General features: G+C 39.6%; 14 protein-coding genes and 1 tRNA gene. 7 read left to right on the top strand and 8 right to left on the bottom strand.

The features are described from left to right. Nucleotides 1–27: 27 nt before the first annotated feature. Together FTU13_RS10325 and FTU13_RS10320 are read right to left on the bottom strand one after the other, a co-directional pair. Nucleotides 28–567, bottom strand: a complete 540-nt coding sequence (locus tag FTU13_RS10325) for an HAD family hydrolase (protein WP_078188762.1) — start codon at nt 565–567, stop codon at nt 28–30. 4 nt (nt 568–571) lie between these two features. Further along, nucleotides 572–1549, bottom strand: coding sequence for an SIS domain-containing protein (locus tag FTU13_RS10320; RefSeq protein WP_078193567.1), 978 nt, complete (start codon nt 1547–1549; stop codon nt 572–574). 355 nt (nt 1550–1904) lie between these two features. Between FTU13_RS10320 and cysS the strand changes: the two genes are divergently transcribed. The 3 genes from cysS to FTU13_RS10305 all read left to right on the top strand — a co-directional run bounded on the left by cysS (nt 1905) and on the right by FTU13_RS10305 (nt 6227). Then, complete coding sequence (gene cysS, locus FTU13_RS10315; protein WP_180127916.1) at nt 1905–3326, top strand: cysteine--tRNA ligase; 1422 nt, start codon at nt 1905–1907, stop codon at nt 3324–3326. 62 nt (nt 3327–3388) lie between these two features. Continuing rightward, a tRNA-Gly gene (locus FTU13_RS10310) sits at nt 3389–3464 on the top strand. 663 nt (nt 3465–4127) lie between these two features. Then, nucleotides 4128–6227 (top strand): TonB-dependent siderophore receptor, encoded by a 2100-nt coding sequence (locus FTU13_RS10305; protein ID WP_180127912.1) that lies wholly within the window; start codon nt 4128–4130, stop codon nt 6225–6227. 87 nt (nt 6228–6314) lie between these two features. Here FTU13_RS10305 and FTU13_RS10300 read toward each other — a convergent pair whose 3' ends face one another. Next, nucleotides 6315–6590, bottom strand: coding sequence for a hypothetical protein (locus FTU13_RS10300; RefSeq protein ID WP_078193570.1), 276 nt, complete (start codon nt 6588–6590; stop codon nt 6315–6317). A 419-nt stretch (nt 6591–7009) separates the two neighbouring features. On the opposite strand from FTU13_RS10300, the gene FTU13_RS10295 reads away from it, so the two are divergent. Then, nucleotides 7010–7717 (top strand): glutamine amidotransferase, encoded by a 708-nt coding sequence (locus tag FTU13_RS10295; RefSeq protein ID WP_180127911.1) that lies wholly within the window; start codon nt 7010–7012, stop codon nt 7715–7717. Between the two features lie 66 nt (nt 7718–7783). Continuing rightward, nucleotides 7784–8413 (top strand): LysE family transporter, encoded by a 630-nt coding sequence (locus FTU13_RS10290; protein WP_180127909.1) that lies wholly within the window; start codon nt 7784–7786, stop codon nt 8411–8413. Nucleotides 8414–8494: 81 nt separating this feature from the next. Here FTU13_RS10290 and FTU13_RS10285 read toward each other — a convergent pair whose 3' ends face one another. Next, nucleotides 8495–9091, bottom strand: coding sequence for a YceI family protein (locus FTU13_RS10285; RefSeq protein ID WP_078188771.1), 597 nt, complete (start codon nt 9089–9091; stop codon nt 8495–8497). 293 nt (nt 9092–9384) lie between these two features. On the opposite strand from FTU13_RS10285, the gene FTU13_RS17470 reads away from it, so the two are divergent. After that, nucleotides 9385–9900 (top strand): nuclear transport factor 2 family protein, encoded by a 516-nt coding sequence (locus tag FTU13_RS17470; protein ID WP_249735018.1) that lies wholly within the window; start codon nt 9385–9387, stop codon nt 9898–9900. Nucleotides 9901–9965: 65 nt separating this feature from the next. Here FTU13_RS17470 and FTU13_RS10275 read toward each other — a convergent pair whose 3' ends face one another. From FTU13_RS10275 to FTU13_RS10260, 4 genes are all read right to left on the bottom strand, one after another. Beyond that, nucleotides 9966–10409, bottom strand: a complete 444-nt coding sequence (locus FTU13_RS10275) for a GNAT family N-acetyltransferase (RefSeq protein WP_373423551.1) — start codon at nt 10407–10409, stop codon at nt 9966–9968. A 187-nt stretch (nt 10410–10596) separates the two neighbouring features. Next, a complete protein-coding gene (locus FTU13_RS10270) occupies nt 10597–10812 on the bottom strand; it encodes a hypothetical protein (protein ID WP_180119888.1) in 216 nt (71 codons plus the stop codon). A 183-nt stretch (nt 10813–10995) separates the two neighbouring features. Next, nucleotides 10996–12984 carry a transketolase gene (gene tkt / locus FTU13_RS10265; RefSeq protein ID WP_180127907.1) on the bottom strand — a complete coding sequence of 663 codons (1989 nt, stop codon included), beginning with the start codon at nt 12982–12984 and terminating at the stop codon, nt 10996–10998. 463 nt (nt 12985–13447) lie between these two features. Next, a complete protein-coding gene (locus FTU13_RS10260; protein WP_180127905.1) occupies nt 13448–13873 on the bottom strand; it encodes a pilin in 426 nt (141 codons plus the stop codon). Between the two features lie 444 nt (nt 13874–14317). Between FTU13_RS10260 and metK the strand changes: the two genes are divergently transcribed. Beyond that, nucleotides 14318–15484, top strand: coding sequence for a methionine adenosyltransferase (gene metK, locus FTU13_RS10255; RefSeq protein WP_078188779.1), 1167 nt, complete (start codon nt 14318–14320; stop codon nt 15482–15484). The last annotated feature ends 92 nt before the right edge of the window (nt 15485–15576 follow it).

Here is a 15576-nt window from a genome sequence, read left to right as displayed (position 1 = left end):
ATTCAATCCAGTGACTGCATCAATTTATTAATAAGGTGCACTTGCATATTTTTCAAGTAGTTCCTGGTATACACCTTTAGAAACTAAAAGCATATCGCAGATTTCACGAACAGCACCACGTCCACCCATCGCCTGCGTCACAAGATCTGCACGGCGACGTACTTCTAAATGTCCATTTGGTACGGTCACTTTCATCCCCGCAATAGCGAAGGCTGAAAGATCGGGCCAGTCATCGCCCATATATAGGCAATCTGAAGGATCAATACCGAACTGTGCGCAGGCTTCAGTCAAGGCAACGCCTTTATCTTCACGACCTTGAAAAACCAAATCGACACCTAAGTCAGACATGCGTTTTTCAACAATATTACTTTTACGGCCAGTAATAATGATGACTTTGATACCCGCTTTTTGCACCAACTTCATGCCTAAGCCATCTCGAATATCAAAAGATTTGATTTCATCGCCGCTATTGGTCAATGTTACAAATCCATCACTTAAAATTCCATCTACATCCAGTACCAGTGCTTCTATGTGACGCGCTTGTTCTAGCAATACATACGATGCCATTTTCTTAATTTACCCCAGCCTGAATCAAATCATGCATGCTGATAATCCCAATCACTTTATTGACATCATCAACAACTACAAATTGTGTAATTTTCTTTTCGTTCATACGTTCTAAAGCATGTACCGCGCGTTCTTCTTGTGAAATGGTCAAAGGATTTTTAATCATCACTTCTGAGACTTTCATATTCACATCAAAGCCTTGCTGTTTATCAATCAAACGACGTAAGTCACCGTCGGTAAAGATACCCAATAAGGTATCGTTTTCATCGACAATCGTGGTGAGTCCCAAACGTTTATTTGAAATTTCGTAGAGAACTTTATTCATTGGTGTCTCTGGCGACACTTTGGGTAAGTCTTCACCTGTATGCATTAGATGTTTTACATGCAATAACAAACGCTTACCCAACGCTCCAGCAGGATGAGAGCGTGCAAAATCATCCGAGGTAAAGCCACGTGCATCCAATAAAGCAACCGCAAGGGCATCACCTAAGGCTAATGTTGCAGTGGTACTTGAGGTCGGAGCTAGACCCAAAGGGCATGCTTCTTGAATATTACCCAAGGTCAATGCGACATCGGCATTTTGTGGCATTGGGCCTTTATTGTCGCCACTCATAGTAATGAGAGGAATGCCCAAATGTTTGATCAATGGCATCAGCATCATAATTTCATCACTCTTACCTGAGTTTGAAATTGCAATGAGCACATCACCTTTAACCAACATGCCCAAATCACCATGTCCAGCTTCACCCGGATGCATGAAGAAAGATGGCGTACCAGTCGAGGCAAATGTAGCGGCCATTTTACGACCGATATGACCCGATTTGCCCATACCAGTAATCACTAAACGCCCTTTGCACTGTAAAATGATTTCGCAGGCTTGGCTAAAACGATCATCTATTTGCGTCGCTAATACTTGTAAAGCATGCTCTTCAATACGCAAAGTTTCTAATGCGACTTTCTGAAAATCGACTTGATTCGGCATATTTGGTGGATTCAAAGTTGTTATACCTTAAGCCGTGAGAGGTGCGCTCTCACTTTCAAAATAAAAAATTTTCACAATTTTATCATATCTATGCAAATAGCACGTTTCCAAATGTATAAGAATTCATGAATTATGCAGAAAAGATGCATTTCTTCATTTTTATCTTCCGGACAGATAAATTGAATTCAGCACTCGAATGAGATTCAGACTGAATCCAATTAACCTTCTACGCTATTTTTAGCAACGCAAAGACATCAAGCATTAAAAAATATCTGCTTTTTTGGGTTTTAACTTTATGAAAAAAAATGCTTAGGTTAAGATGAGCCATCTTTTGGTAGAAACAATTTGAAGACCTATGCAACCTTTTGTTCTATATAACTCAGAGCAACGTAAAAAAGTAGAATTCGTACCTCGCAAAGAAGGACATATCGACATGTATGTCTGTGGAATGACTGTGTATGACTACTGTCATATTGGTCATGCTCGAGTTATGGTTGCATTTGACTATATTATCCGTTTCCTGCGCAGTCAGGGCTGGAGCGTTAAATACGTTCGAAACATTACCGATATTGACGATAAGATCATTGCCCGTGCCAATGAAAATGGCGAAAGCATTACTGCTTTAACCGACCGTTTTATTAAGGCCATGAACGAAGATGCTGCCAATTTAGGTTGTGCAGCACCTGATGAAGCACCACGTGCAACAGACTATATCGATCAAATGCAGAATATGATTGGTAGCTTGGTTAACAAAGGTACAGCCTACCCATCTGCAAATGGCGATGTTTATTTTGAAGTTGAAAAGTTTGCCAAATATGGTCGTCTTTCGGGTCGTAAACTTGACGATATGCAGGCTGGTGCTTCTGAACGCGTTGATGTAGAAGTAGAAAAGAAACATCCTTTTGACTTCGTGCTTTGGAAACATGCCAAAGAAAATGAACCTTCTTGGGCTTCGCCTTGGGGCAATGGCCGTCCGGGCTGGCATATTGAATGTTCAGCGATGTCGACCTGCTGCTTAGGTAACCATTTTGATATTCATGGTGGCGGTTCAGACTTAACTTTCCCGCATCATGAAAATGAAATTGCGCAATCTGAGGCATCTACTGGCGAACAGTATGTTAATTACTGGATGCATGTCGGCTTTATTAATGTCGATGGCGAAAAAATGTCGAAGTCTTTAGGTAACTTCTTCACTATTCGTGATGTGATGGATAAATTCCACCCTGAAGTGATTCGCTTCTTTATTGTGTCATCACATTACCGTAGCCCAGTAAACTTCTCTGACACTGCTTTAAAAGAAGCGAAAAATACCCTTTCCCGTTTCTATCATTCATTTAAAGCTTATCAGCAAGTCTATGGTGAAAAAACCGTAGAAACTTTGGATGATGCTTTAGTTGAGCGCTTTAATGCCGCTATGCGTGATGATTTCAACACCGCAGAAGCAATTGCGGTATTGTTTGAAGTCAACAAAGAATTGAACCGTGCCGTAAAAGATGAAAATGCTGAACAAGCGGCTGTGTATTATTCGACATTGCGTCACTTGACCAATATTTTAGGTTTGGTTCAGCACAATGTTGATGAATTTTTAAAATCAGATATTGGTCAAGAAGCACTAGGTCTCTCTGAAGAGCAAATTGAAGATTTAATTCAACAACGTAAAGATGCGAAAAAGGCAAAAGAATTTGCCAAAGCAGATGAAATTCGTCAGTCTTTACTGGATCAGGGCGTAGTTCTGGAAGATACACGTCAAGGTACTATTTGGCGCCGTGCTGATTAATTAAGCAAACAGAAGCATAGAGAGTTGACAGCTGTGTGAAATTCTCTATAATTCACCTCATTGCGGGAATAGCTCAGTTGGTAGAGCATAACCTTGCCAAGGTTGGGGTCGGGAGTTCGAGTCTCCTTTCCCGCTCCAGAATACGAAAAACCCTCATCGAAAGATGAGGGTTTTTTTATGTTTAAATTTTTCTTCAAAGGCTTATTTTTAGATGTATTTACTCATGTTATGCACATGAAAGCAATTTCGCATTTTTAAAATAATATATAAGTCTATTCGACGGAGCCTTACATTTAGGGATTGAATACAGGGATTAGCTTCCAGCTGAAAGTACTCTTACGAAACGTTGTTTCTCACTCGGGAAAATGAGATGCGAAGCTTCGCAAGGAAACCATCTTGCGGCGCAATGCACCTCACAGACAAAACTCGTTCACTACCGTCAAATTATTCAAAGTATTCAAAGTATTCAAAGTATTCAAAGTATTCAAAGTATTCAAAAACATTTTGATTAGAAGTCGTCCTGTCTCAAACAATTGCGGATGACATTACCGCGTATCTTTATTATTTGAAGCAAAGTACGCTTCTGATATTACTGCGTAACATCTGTTATTTATTATATTGTAGCCACGTTAATAGGCCTTAATTTCTCCCTAACGAATAAGGCTGCCCCTATTGCCACACGACCTCTCACCCACCTGTTAAAAAATAATCTGATGAAATGCTCATCTCGCCAATTTTCCTCAATTTTTCTCCATAATTTTCCGTTATTCTTTGCCAAAATTACATTTGGACAACCAAATAATGCACGGCGCGCACACCACACTCAAACTGACCAGCTTAAGTTACGCATTACTTACGATCTCAACATCAATTTGGGCCGCAGATACTGTTCAAAATCTCCAAGAATCTGCAGCAGTTCAGCAAATGGAAGCTTTAACATTTGAAGTTCCAACAGCAAGCACTAAGCCCAAAGACCCAGATATCAGTGCTGTCGCAAAAACCATCATAAGCCGTGATGAAATGTTGAAATTTGGCGATCAGTCAATCAATGATGCACTGCGTCGTGCTGCAGGATTTCAACTCCCCGGTGTCGACGGTGGTCCACGTGGTGGTGCAGGTGCTGGCGGCATGCGTTTTCGTGGTGGTGGCGCACCCGTGTTTTTAATCAATGGTGAACCTGTACAAGGTGGTCCTCGTGGGGGCATGTCAGTTGTTGATAGCATTACACCGGAAATGATCGAACGCCTTGAAATCACCAAACAACCAAGTGTAGCTCAAGGCTCGGTTGCTTCATCTGCAGTCATTAATATTATTTTAAAAGAACCATTGAATGGCACGCGTTTGAGTGGTTCTGTACGTGCTGGTTATGGTCTAACAAAGTCAAATACACGTGAAGAAGAACGCACTAATTTAAACTTTCAAATGGATGGTCGTTCAGACCCTTGGATCTATAGTTTATCTGGGAGCCAAATGTGGAATGATTCAGATACGCTCATCCGTACACAAGATGCAACAGGAACGAAAACTCAAAAACGCATCACCAATCGTACGTCGCAAATGCTGACCCCACGTGTTGAATATCAACTTGATGATCAACAAAAATTGGTCGCTGAAATGTTTTATCGCAACAATGAAAGCAAAGGCACAAGTGGCACCCAAGTCCAAAAAGATAAAAATGACAGCATTCGACTCAACACACGATATGAGCGTAAAGACCAAGGTAATTCCGACAAAATTCGCTTATCAATCGAGCAGCAAAATGAAACCGAATTAACAGAGTATAGAAATTCTCAATCGTATATTGATGAACAAATTAATGAATATGGCTTGGGCTACGACGGTGTCCGAAAGTTCGACTCAAAACGCCAAATAAAATTTGGTACCGATCTACGTAGTAATGAACTTGAAAGCAATATTGCAGAGACCTTAGATGAACAATTGTATGCTGCTTATGTTGAAGGAAGTTGGAAATATACGCCGCGCCAAACCTTAACTCTAGGTGTACGCCAAGAGTGGATTGATCGTTCAGGTTTAGTGGATTATCAAGATCAGCATTTAAGTCCTGTATTAGCACACCGTTTTGACTTTAATGACCAATGGTCACTTCAAACCAATTTGAGTCAGGCTTTTAAAAACCCACGTAGCAATCAATTGATGCCGACGGTTTCAGTTTCTACAGATAGTGATGCAGGGACACTAAACAACCCTGATCGTGGTGGTAATCCTGACCTAAGACCTGAAACTATTAATGCTTACGAAACAACCTTAGGCTATAACACCCCTGCTGGCGGTGTAAATATCACTGCCTATTATCGAGAAATTAATGACTATATCGAAAAATCGATCCTGTCAGAAAATGCTACAGGCGGTCGTTGTGAAACAGGAAATACCGATTGCCGTTTTGTCGAACGTCCTTATAACCAAGACAGTGCAACCACCTATGGTGTGGAAATTTCTGGACGCTATGCACTGAAGCAAACGGAGAATGGCCATTCATTTATGTTGAATGCTCAACTTTCAACTGTACGTGCAAAAATTGAAGAAACTGACGGCTCTGATCGTTTGGCAAGCGATGTTGCACCTTATACCGCAAGTGCTGGTTTATCTTATAACTATCAACCGTGGCGTATTGCAACAAGTGTGAACCTCAATTATACCCCTGAATATACACGTGGGCTGAGTAACGAACCTTACAATCGCACCAGCAATGAACGTGTCAACATGGATGTGAGTTTTACTAAGCGCTTTGATCAAAATTGGTCTGCATCAATCAATGCACGTAATATTCTCAGCTCAGATTATAAAGAAGTGTTAAGAGAACAAAGTTCTGGCGCGCTATACCAATCTCGTATTAATGAAGCAATTCAAAGCTTTATGTTTACCTTAGAAAAGAAATTCTAAACCGTTTCTAAGAGCTTCCAATGAGATTTAAACTAAAAAAACCGATACGGATACGTATCGGTTTTTTTATTCGTACATGATCGCAAACTAGCGCTCAATTGCCTTCAACATTTTCGCAATTTTTAGGGTATGTTCCTTCTGCCCTTTTTTCTCTAAGACCTTTTGCTCAACCCACCATAAATATTCAAAAATTTCTGATTCACTTGAATCCTCTTGAATTAATTTAAAAATATTGGGCAAATAATCATCATATTCATCACGTAAAGCAGGAATACGGCGAATCCCTAAGGGGTCCCATTCCTTTAATAAAATTTTATGTATCGCATGCAAGAGACTAGCATCTCGATTATGTTTTGACTGCATACAAGTTCCCTGGCTTATATTTTTTTACTTTTAAAATCAGTTATCTAATTATGTGATGATATTAAAAGAAAAATGAACTGTTGTTTGTCGAAGATTTCATCATACGCATCTCTAAACGCTTTTCCATTGGTTTTTCATCTTTTTTTTATACTAAACCAAAGCTTTATCAAAATATCATGCACTTTTTCTCATAAATTTTGCCAATAAAGCCTTTCGAGAATCCCTTACTTCACAGTACAAAAGTTTTAAATGCTAAGTTCAATTTTCAGACCTAATCATTCAAAGAAAAAAACAATACGCTTCAGCCAACTTCTATATTTATCTCTTTTCGCAATTGTGAAAAATTTACAGTTTTCCTTTTTAATCTCCGACAATTCAAGCTACATTCTATTTTGAAATTTTAATCCTGAAAAATCCCTATGAGTACTGCATTAAACGAAACCATTTACGTCATTCAACACCTTGCATTTGAAGATTTGGGTTCATTGGAAGATGTATTTTACCAACTGGGTTATCGGGTAAGATACTTCGAAGCTGGTGTCGATGACCTCAGTAAAGCTATGCAACATACAGGGCTTACCATCATTTTGGGCGGCCCGATCGGAGTTTATGAAACTAATGACTACCCTTTCCTACAAAAAGAAATAGACTTACTTAAAGTACGTTTAGAGAGTAACTTACCGACTTTAGGCATTTGCTTAGGTGCTCAGCTTATTGCACATGCATTGGGAGCGAAAGTCTATCCAGGTCATAGCAAAGAAATCGGTTGGAGTGCCTTAGAGCTTGATGCCATTACTCACAATATTTTAGCGCCATTAGATCAAGTGCCTGTACTGCATTGGCATGGTGATACCTTTGATTTACCTACAAATGCACAGTTACTAGCCAGCTCAGCAATTTATCCAAATCAAGCGTTTAGTTATGGACCCAATATTCTAGCTCTACAGTTTCATATTGAAGCAGAAGCTCAGGCCATGGAAAAATGGCTAATTGGGCATACATGTGAACTGCATAAAGCACAAATTAACATTCCAAATTTGCGCATGGAAAGCCAACAACATACACCTCATTTAGAACGTGTTGCTCCCCTTATTTTGCAACAATTTTTACAACAGCTTGAGCTTTAAAACAGCTATTAATTTAAAACTAAATGGCTTATAACAGTTGCACTTCAAAACGTATAAGCCATTAGAATGACTCCCTTACTCAGCATTGCACTCATCCACTTTTTTGCTCTCATCAGCCCAGGCCCAGACTTCTTTTTTGTCACTCAAAGTGCTATTCAACAATCCAGATCACATGCATTATTTGCCGCATTAGGTATTTCACTTAGTATTTTAGTTTGGTCAATTTGTGCAATAAGTGGCTTACATTTTCTATTTCAAAAAATGGCTTGGTTACAACAATGCCTCATGATTTTGGGTGGCTTATATCTTTTATATTTAGGCTCTCAGTTATTAAAATCTGCATGGAGTAAAGACCTCGGCACAATAACGAAATCAACCGAGCAAGCTGTACAGAAAAAATCGCCTTTGACGCTGTTATTCCAAGGTTTCTTGACCAATATGGCCAATCCTAAAGCATTGGTTTATTTCACTAGTGTATTTTCCATTGGGATCAGTGCAAAGGTCAGCATTTTTGATCAAAGCTCTTTATTGGCTTTAGTCTTTATTGAAAGTTTGATTTGGTTTGCATTGGTTGCGGTCTTATTCTCAGCACCTAAAATGACCCATTACTATCAAAAATTTAGTAAAAAAATTGACGCCATTACCGGTGGAATTTTCATCAGTTTTGGCTGCCTATTGCTGCTCAATCGCGATTGACCACTCATCAAATACTCATCTACGAGACATAAAAAAGCACCCAAATGGGTGCTTTCCTAACTTAGCTGAGGAAGCTAAATCTTATTTCGCTGCTGCCTTTGCTGTAGACACAGCCGCTTCAGTCGTAATATTTACCGTAATTTTGTCGCCTACATTTGGTACATATGCACCGACACCAAATGCTGAACGATCAAAAGAAGTCGTTGCATTAAAACCAATCGTTTCCGCCTTAGTCATTGGGTGAACGGCTTGCTTGTTCAATACAGCATCCAATACCACTGGTTTAGTCACATTTTTAACTGTTAAATCACCCGTGATTTTGTATTTAGTTTTGCTGATCGCTTGAACTTTTGTACTTTTAAACGTGATATTTGGATATTTTTCAGCATCAAAGAAATCAGCTGTTTTTAAATGATCATCTAATGCTTTGACATTGGTATTTAAGCTCGATAATGGAATCGTCACATTCACAGACGAATTTGCAGGTTTTGCATTATCGACATTAATTGTCCCTTGAATGTCACTAAAGTTTGCAGAAGGCGTTGAGAAACCAAAATGATTCCAAGTAAATACTGTTGCTGTATGAGTAGGATCAATTTGATAGGCAACAGGTTTTGCCATAGAAATTGTTGTAACTGATGCTACCGCCAAACCGATTGTTAATGCTTTAAAGTTCATGTTTTTATCTCACTATCGAATACTATTAAGTCTATAGGTTTTTAGCCGTATTACAGCTTTAAAGATAAAACGTTTTGTTGCATGTTTAGAACGATAGTTTTGTAAAATCTGTAGCAGCATCTACAACCACTCTCAATTATTAAATTTCCCATATATTTCAAATAATTAATAATTTAATTGATCCATGAGTTATTTATCCTAAATTTAGGAAACATCAACCTATCTGAGTCGTAGGTTTTCTAAACAAATCCACTTAAGATTTTTAGACATCATAAAAATCTGAGTACCCAAAAATGACAGAACAATCGCTGGCTATTGAAAAAGCCTTAAATACTAAAATGCCCAAAGATGTCGTTTTGGCATTTCTTATGAATACTTCAAAAGAACTCGTCGAAAATGCAACTCAGCTGCTAGTTGCAGAAGACGCGGCGTATGTTTCCTTAAACTTCAGCAACCCAGAACTTAAACAAATTGAGCCGTGGGCTGGGTCTGGCACAGGCAGAGACATTTATATTTATACCTTTGCCAACGTCGGGACCTACTGGAATATCGACGACTTTCAAATCACGGATATGATCGCTGAAGATGAAACCGTAGCTGTATTTGGTCAATTCACCTACACCTCAGTCTATGCAAAAAATACTTTCACCTCGCCTTTTTCAATTAAAGCCAAAGTTCAAAATGGTTTAATCAGCTATTTCCAATTCATGGAAGATACCTATGCCTCAGCATCATCTTTCCGCGTAGGCGGAGAATGGATCATTCAGCAAGATGCAGACTCAGCTAAAAACTTTAAAGTTTCAGCTTAATACTTAGATGCAGCAGCTCTTCACGCAAGAGCTGCTGTTGATTTGGAATGGCCTTTTACATTAAGTTAATGACAGCGATATTGGATAAACCCAGTTTTTCTCGCGATTTGATCATACAGCTTTTGTGCTGTTTCATTGTCCTGATGCGTAAGCCAATACACACGGTCACACTGCCGCTGATCACAATATTCTTTCACTTTCGCGATCAGCGCCTTGCCAATACCCTGCCCGCGATATTCTTCAAGCGTATATAAATCTTGCAAATAGGCATAAGGCTGCAATGTCCAGCAGCTCTCATGTTCAATGACATGCACGATCCCAACCACTTGATGTTCAATTACGGCTGCAAAGCCATACATATGTTCGCACTCAGCAGCATGTAACCTTTGCCATGTTCGCTCGGTCACTGCATCCGCCACCTGACTTTTATAAAATTCTAAATACAGCTCCCAGAGCGGCTGCCATTGGCTTTTTAAAATTTCAGTTAAATTTTTAATTTGTATTTGCACGTTCAATGTCTTTTTTAAATGATCACTGGATTTTTATAACTGAAATAAAGCTTTTTGTGTTGAAAACACTGTATTTTATGCGCTCTTTTTAAACATGATGAGTCTTGAAAGAACGTTTTCTTATCTGTTTTATAAATACAATAGACAAATAAAAAGCCCGAAGATTCGGACTTTTTAACCATTCAGCTTATAGCTTTTCAACCAAGATCCGATCTACCTGCTTTAAACCTGTATGCTTTTCATGGTTCTTACGGCGAATCTTAATCACTTTGTCTTCTTGCAAATCTTGCAACATCAATTCTACTGCAACCATGGCTTCAAGCTCTAAGTTCGTGCCTATCCATTTCTGTTCACCAGCATCCATCAGTACAATTTCATCATTTATCTGATCGTAAAGGCTCATCGTTTCCTCACTTGGGGCAACATTGCACCCGTGGCTGAATACTGCATGAATGAATTAATTTTAAACCAATGCTTTAATTCATTCGTTACAAATCGTTATTTCACAATTAAAAAATATATTTGATCTCTGCAATAAAAAACGCCCCTTCTCTGGGGCGTCTTTTTTACTGTTAATCTTTATAGATTAAGCGGTAATTTCTTTCACTGCAGCAACAACAGCATCAGCTGTGATACCGAAGTGTTTGTACAAGTCTTTTGCTGGAGCAGATTCACCGTAAGTCGTCATACCGATTACACGGCCATCAAGACCTACAAATTTCCACCAGTAGTCCACATGCGCAGCTTCAACAGCAACACGCGCACGGATTGCAGCAGGAAGAACCGCTTCACGGTAAGCAGCGTCTTGTTTTACGAATTCTTCAGCACATGGCATAGAAACAACACGTACGCCGTCAAGCTGTGCGTAAGCATCCATTGCCAATGAAACTTCTGAACCAGTCGCAATGATGATTGCTTTCAATTCGCCTTTTTCTTTTGCAAGTACATAACCGCCTTTCGCAACGTCAGCAATTTGATCTGCTGTACGAGTTTGGAATGGCAAGTTTTGACGAGAGAAGATTAATGCTGTAGGGCCTTCTGAACGAAGCAGCGCAGATTTCCAAGAAATAGACGCTTCTACAGTGTCACATGGACGCCAAGTGTTCAGATTTGGTGTACCACGTAAAGATGCAATTTGCTCTACAGGTTGGTGTGTAGGACCATCTTCACCTAGACCAATTGAGTCATGGGTATACACATGAATCACACGCTGTTTCATCAATGCAGACATACGTACTGCATTACGCGCATATTCCATAAACATCAGGAATGTTGCTACATAAGGAACGAAACCGCCATGAAGTGCAACACCGTTAGCAATCGCAGTCATACCGAATTCACGTACGCCGTAATGAACGTAGTTACCCGCTGGGTTAGATTCAACGCCTTCTGCGCCTTTCCATAAAGTCAGGTTAGAGCCTGCAAGGTCAGCAGAACCACCTAGAATTTCTGGAAGTTGCGGTGCAAATGCTTGAATGGCATTTTGGCTAGCTTTACGAGTAGCGATTGTTTCAGCTTTAGCATTTACTTCAGCAATATAAGCATCCGCTTTTGCTGCGAAGTCAGCAGGAAGGTCACCAGAAAGACGACGTTTTAGTTCAGCTGCTTCTGCTGGATATTTAGCAGCATAAGCAGCAAATGTGTCGTTCCAAGCAGATTCAGAAGCAGTACCTTTGGCTTTTGCATCCCAAGCTGCATAAACATCAGCAGGAATTTCAAATGGACCTTCTGTCCAGCCCAAAGCTTCACGAGTTAAAGCGATTTCATCATTACCAAGCGGCGCACCGTGGCAATCTTCTTTACCTTGTTTGTTTGGTGAACCTAAACCAATAATGGTTTTACAAATAATTAGGGTTGGTTTCGCAGTTTCAGCTTTTGCTTCAACAGTTGCCGCACGGATTGCATCTGCATCATGACCGTCAACTTTAAGTACTTGCCAGCCGTATGCAAGGAAACGCTGTTCTGTATCATCAGAGAACCAGCCTTCTACTTCACCGTCAATCGAGATGCCGTTGTCATCGTAGTAAACAACTAATTTACCTAGACCCAAAGTACCAGCCAATGAACATGCTTCGTGAGAAACACCTTCCATTAAACAGCCATCACCTAAGAAACAGTAAGTGTTGTGATCTACAACTGTGATGTCTTCTTTGTTGAATTGAGCCGCTAAAGTTTTTTCAGCAAGTGCAAAACCTACAGCGTTTGCAATACCTTGACCCAATGGACCAGTCGTTGTTTCGATACCCGGTGCATAGCCCAATTCTGGGTGACCCGGAGTTTTAGAATGCAATTGACGGAAAGATTTTAAATCTTCAATAGACAGGTCATAACCTGTTAAGTGCAATAGCGCATATTGCAACATAGAGCCATGGCCGTTTGACAATACGAAACGGTCACGGTTTGCCCATTGTGGGTTTGCAGGGTTGTGGTTGAGGAATTCACGCCATACCACATCAGCAATATCTGCCATCCCCATTGGAGCACCTGGATGTCCTGAATTTGCTTTTTGCACAGCATCCATTGCCAATACACGAATTGCGTTTGCAATACGACGTTCGTTAAGCGGGGTTGTCATAGGTCAGAGTCCAAACAAATGGTTTAAAAGAGTAAGATGAATAAGAATTCAAAGATGCGTATATTGTCTTAAAAAAAGCGGAATGGGTAAAGCCTCAGGGGCAAATTTTCGCTAATTATTCTTGCACCACCTGTATTTTGGGCGCTTATTGCACAATTTCAGGCCTATGCATGTCGTTTATTTTGTATACAGTGACGCTTTTATATGGCGAATCAATGACAGCGCAATGCATATTTAGAGTTAAGTGGCGAAAGCAAACACTTCGTAATTGATAAAAGTCCAATACATCGAATGGAAAATGTGAATATAAATAGCAGCCAAAGCCGATCCAGATAAATGGCCATTAAAAATATGAAATATATTCAATAAAGAAACCTATGAATATTTATGAAACTCTAAGAGCATACTCATTCCTGTGAAATCAGCACTGATCCAATATCTTCGAGACCCTAAATACAGAACTTTAGATACCACGACATGTAGCAGGTAAATTTCGCTGCGAAATATCATCCGAATGACAATTCCAAGCACCATTTAAACCATCTGGAATACTAAAATAGATCTGCTTTGAGCGAAGAGCAAAATTGACATCTGTTGATTTAAACGTAAAAACCACTGAACACGTTCCTGCCACATCAGTAATTTCACTACTCGCAATATATTTGGTACTGATACTTTCATTCAGCGCTGTATTCAAATCTATGCAGCTTTGTTCTGCTGAATAATTTTCAATCAGTTTCAATTTATAGGATGAAATCATTGTTAAAACTTCAGCCACTTGCGCTCGAGCGACATAGCCATTGTAAGATACAGTAGCAATTGCAGCCAAAATGCCGATAATTGCCACTACCATCATGATTTCAATGAGTGTAAAACCAGACTGTTTCATTACGTTTCCCCATTCAACGTAATGACAACTAGGCAATTTGCGTACCAAGTCTCAAAGGTCCGCATTTAGTGTGTTTTATTTTTCAAATTAAACGAATAATTGTCGTTTACAGTCATATTCTGGCAGTTCATGACATTCATTATTGATAAATCTCAGGATATTGATTTGATTTTTTCTTATAATTGATTCACTTAAAATGCCACTTTAGGCATTTTAACGCCTAATCACATTGTTGCTTGTGCCAAAACAAAATATCTCAGTTTTATCTCATCATAAAAAATTAAATTGAGAAATCCATTGCTCATATCAATTTTTTAGATGCCTATATCAATTAAAAAGTCATTGAAATGAATTAATTTCATCCAATTTGGTCATGTTAAGCTAGTCCTAAACGCTTTCTCGATGTAACATATTGCGTCTTTAAATTTAACTGTGATAGGACTTATGCGCGAGTACGCTGTATTTACCTCGGAATCTGTAAGCGAAGGCCATCCGGATAAAATGGCTGACCAAATCAGTGATGCTATTTTGGATGCAATCTTAAAAGAAGACCCATATGCACGGGTTGCTTGTGAAACGCTTGTAAAAACGGGTGCGGTTGTACTTGCCGGTGAAATCACAACAACTGCAAATGTTGACTTTGAAGCGATTGTTCGTAATACCGTAAATGGTATCGGATACCACCATTCAGATCTTGGCTTTGATGGCTCAACATGTGCCGTGATCAACATGATCGGTAAACAATCACCTGAAATTGCTCAGGGCGTTGACCGTCAAAAACCTGAAGATCAAGGTGCAGGCGACCAAGGTTTAATGTTTGGATATGCAAGCCGTGAAACTGATGTGCTTATGCCAGCACCTATTTCATATGCGCATCGCTTAATGGAAAAACAAGCTGAACTACGTAAACAAGGCAAACTTGCTTGGTTACGTCCTGATGCAAAAAGCCAAGTAACATTTGCTTATGAAAACGGCATGCCAGTTCGTTTAGACGCAGTTGTACTTTCGACTCAGCACGATCCAAAAATTACTCAAGCTCAATTGAAAGAAGCGGTAATTGAAGAAATCGTGAAAAAAGTGATTCCTGCTGAAATGTTCCATGCAGACACTAAATTCCACATCAACCCAACAGGTATGTTCGTGATTGGCGGCCCTGTAGGCGACTGTGGTTTAACAGGCCGTAAAATCATTGTAGATACTTACGGTGGTATGGCTCGTCACGGTGGTGGTGCGTTCTCTGGTAAAGATCCATCAAAAGTGGACCGTTCTGCTGCTTATGCAGGCCGTTATGTTGCTAAAAACATTGTGGCTGCTGGTCTAGCTGACAAATGTGAAATTCAAGTGTCATATGCGATTGGTGTTGCAGAACCAACATCTATCTCGATCAACACATTCAATACTGCAAAAGTATCTGAAGATTTGATTATTGCACTTGTACGTGAACACTTTGACTTACGTCCATACGGTATTACTCGTATGTTGAACTTGATCCAACCGATGTACCAACAAACTGCTGCGTATGGTCACTTCGGTCGTGAAGGTTCTGATACCGCATTTACATGGGAAAAAACTGACAAAGTGGAAGCGCTTAAAGCATCTGCTGGTCTTTAATCTTAATAGATTAATTTCTCAAAAAAGCCTGCATTGATTGCAGGCTTTTTTATGCCCCATATGTCCATAACTAAATCATCTAGGATAAAAAT

This window comes from Acinetobacter sp. YH12064, from assembly GCF_013419735.1.
Classification (GTDB): domain Bacteria; phylum Pseudomonadota; class Gammaproteobacteria; order Pseudomonadales; family Moraxellaceae; genus Acinetobacter; species Acinetobacter amyesii.
This window is presented reverse-complemented; position numbering and strand designations above follow the sequence as displayed.

Bases quoted from the DNA above. Each gene is read 5' to 3' on its own strand.
- FTU13_RS10325 (WP_078188762.1), bottom strand. From the start codon at position 567: ATGGCATCGTATGTATTGCTAGAACAAGCGCGTCACATAGAAGCACTG.
- FTU13_RS10320 (WP_078193567.1), bottom strand. From the start codon at position 1,549: ATGCCGAATCAAGTCGATTTTCAGAAAGTCGCATTAGAAACTTTGCGT.
- cysS (WP_180127916.1), top strand. From the start codon at position 1,905: ATGCAACCTTTTGTTCTATATAACTCAGAGCAACGTAAAAAAGTAGAA.
- FTU13_RS10305 (WP_180127912.1), top strand. From the start codon at position 4,128: ATGCACGGCGCGCACACCACACTCAAACTGACCAGCTTAAGTTACGCA.
- FTU13_RS10300 (WP_078193570.1), bottom strand. From the start codon at position 6,590: ATGCAGTCAAAACATAATCGAGATGCTAGTCTCTTGCATGCGATACAT.
- FTU13_RS10295 (WP_180127911.1), top strand. From the start codon at position 7,010: ATGAGTACTGCATTAAACGAAACCATTTACGTCATTCAACACCTTGCA.
- FTU13_RS10290 (WP_180127909.1), top strand. From the start codon at position 7,784: ATGACTCCCTTACTCAGCATTGCACTCATCCACTTTTTTGCTCTCATC.
- FTU13_RS10285 (WP_078188771.1), bottom strand. From the start codon at position 9,091: ATGAACTTTAAAGCATTAACAATCGGTTTGGCGGTAGCATCAGTTACA.
- FTU13_RS17470 (WP_249735018.1), top strand. From the start codon at position 9,385: ATGACAGAACAATCGCTGGCTATTGAAAAAGCCTTAAATACTAAAATG.
- FTU13_RS10270 (WP_180119888.1), bottom strand. From the start codon at position 10,812: ATGAGCCTTTACGATCAGATAAATGATGAAATTGTACTGATGGATGCT.
- tkt (WP_180127907.1), bottom strand. From the start codon at position 12,984: ATGACAACCCCGCTTAACGAACGTCGTATTGCAAACGCAATTCGTGTA.
- FTU13_RS10260 (WP_180127905.1), bottom strand. From the start codon at position 13,873: ATGAAACAGTCTGGTTTTACACTCATTGAAATCATGATGGTAGTGGCA.
- metK (WP_078188779.1), top strand. From the start codon at position 14,318: ATGCGCGAGTACGCTGTATTTACCTCGGAATCTGTAAGCGAAGGCCAT.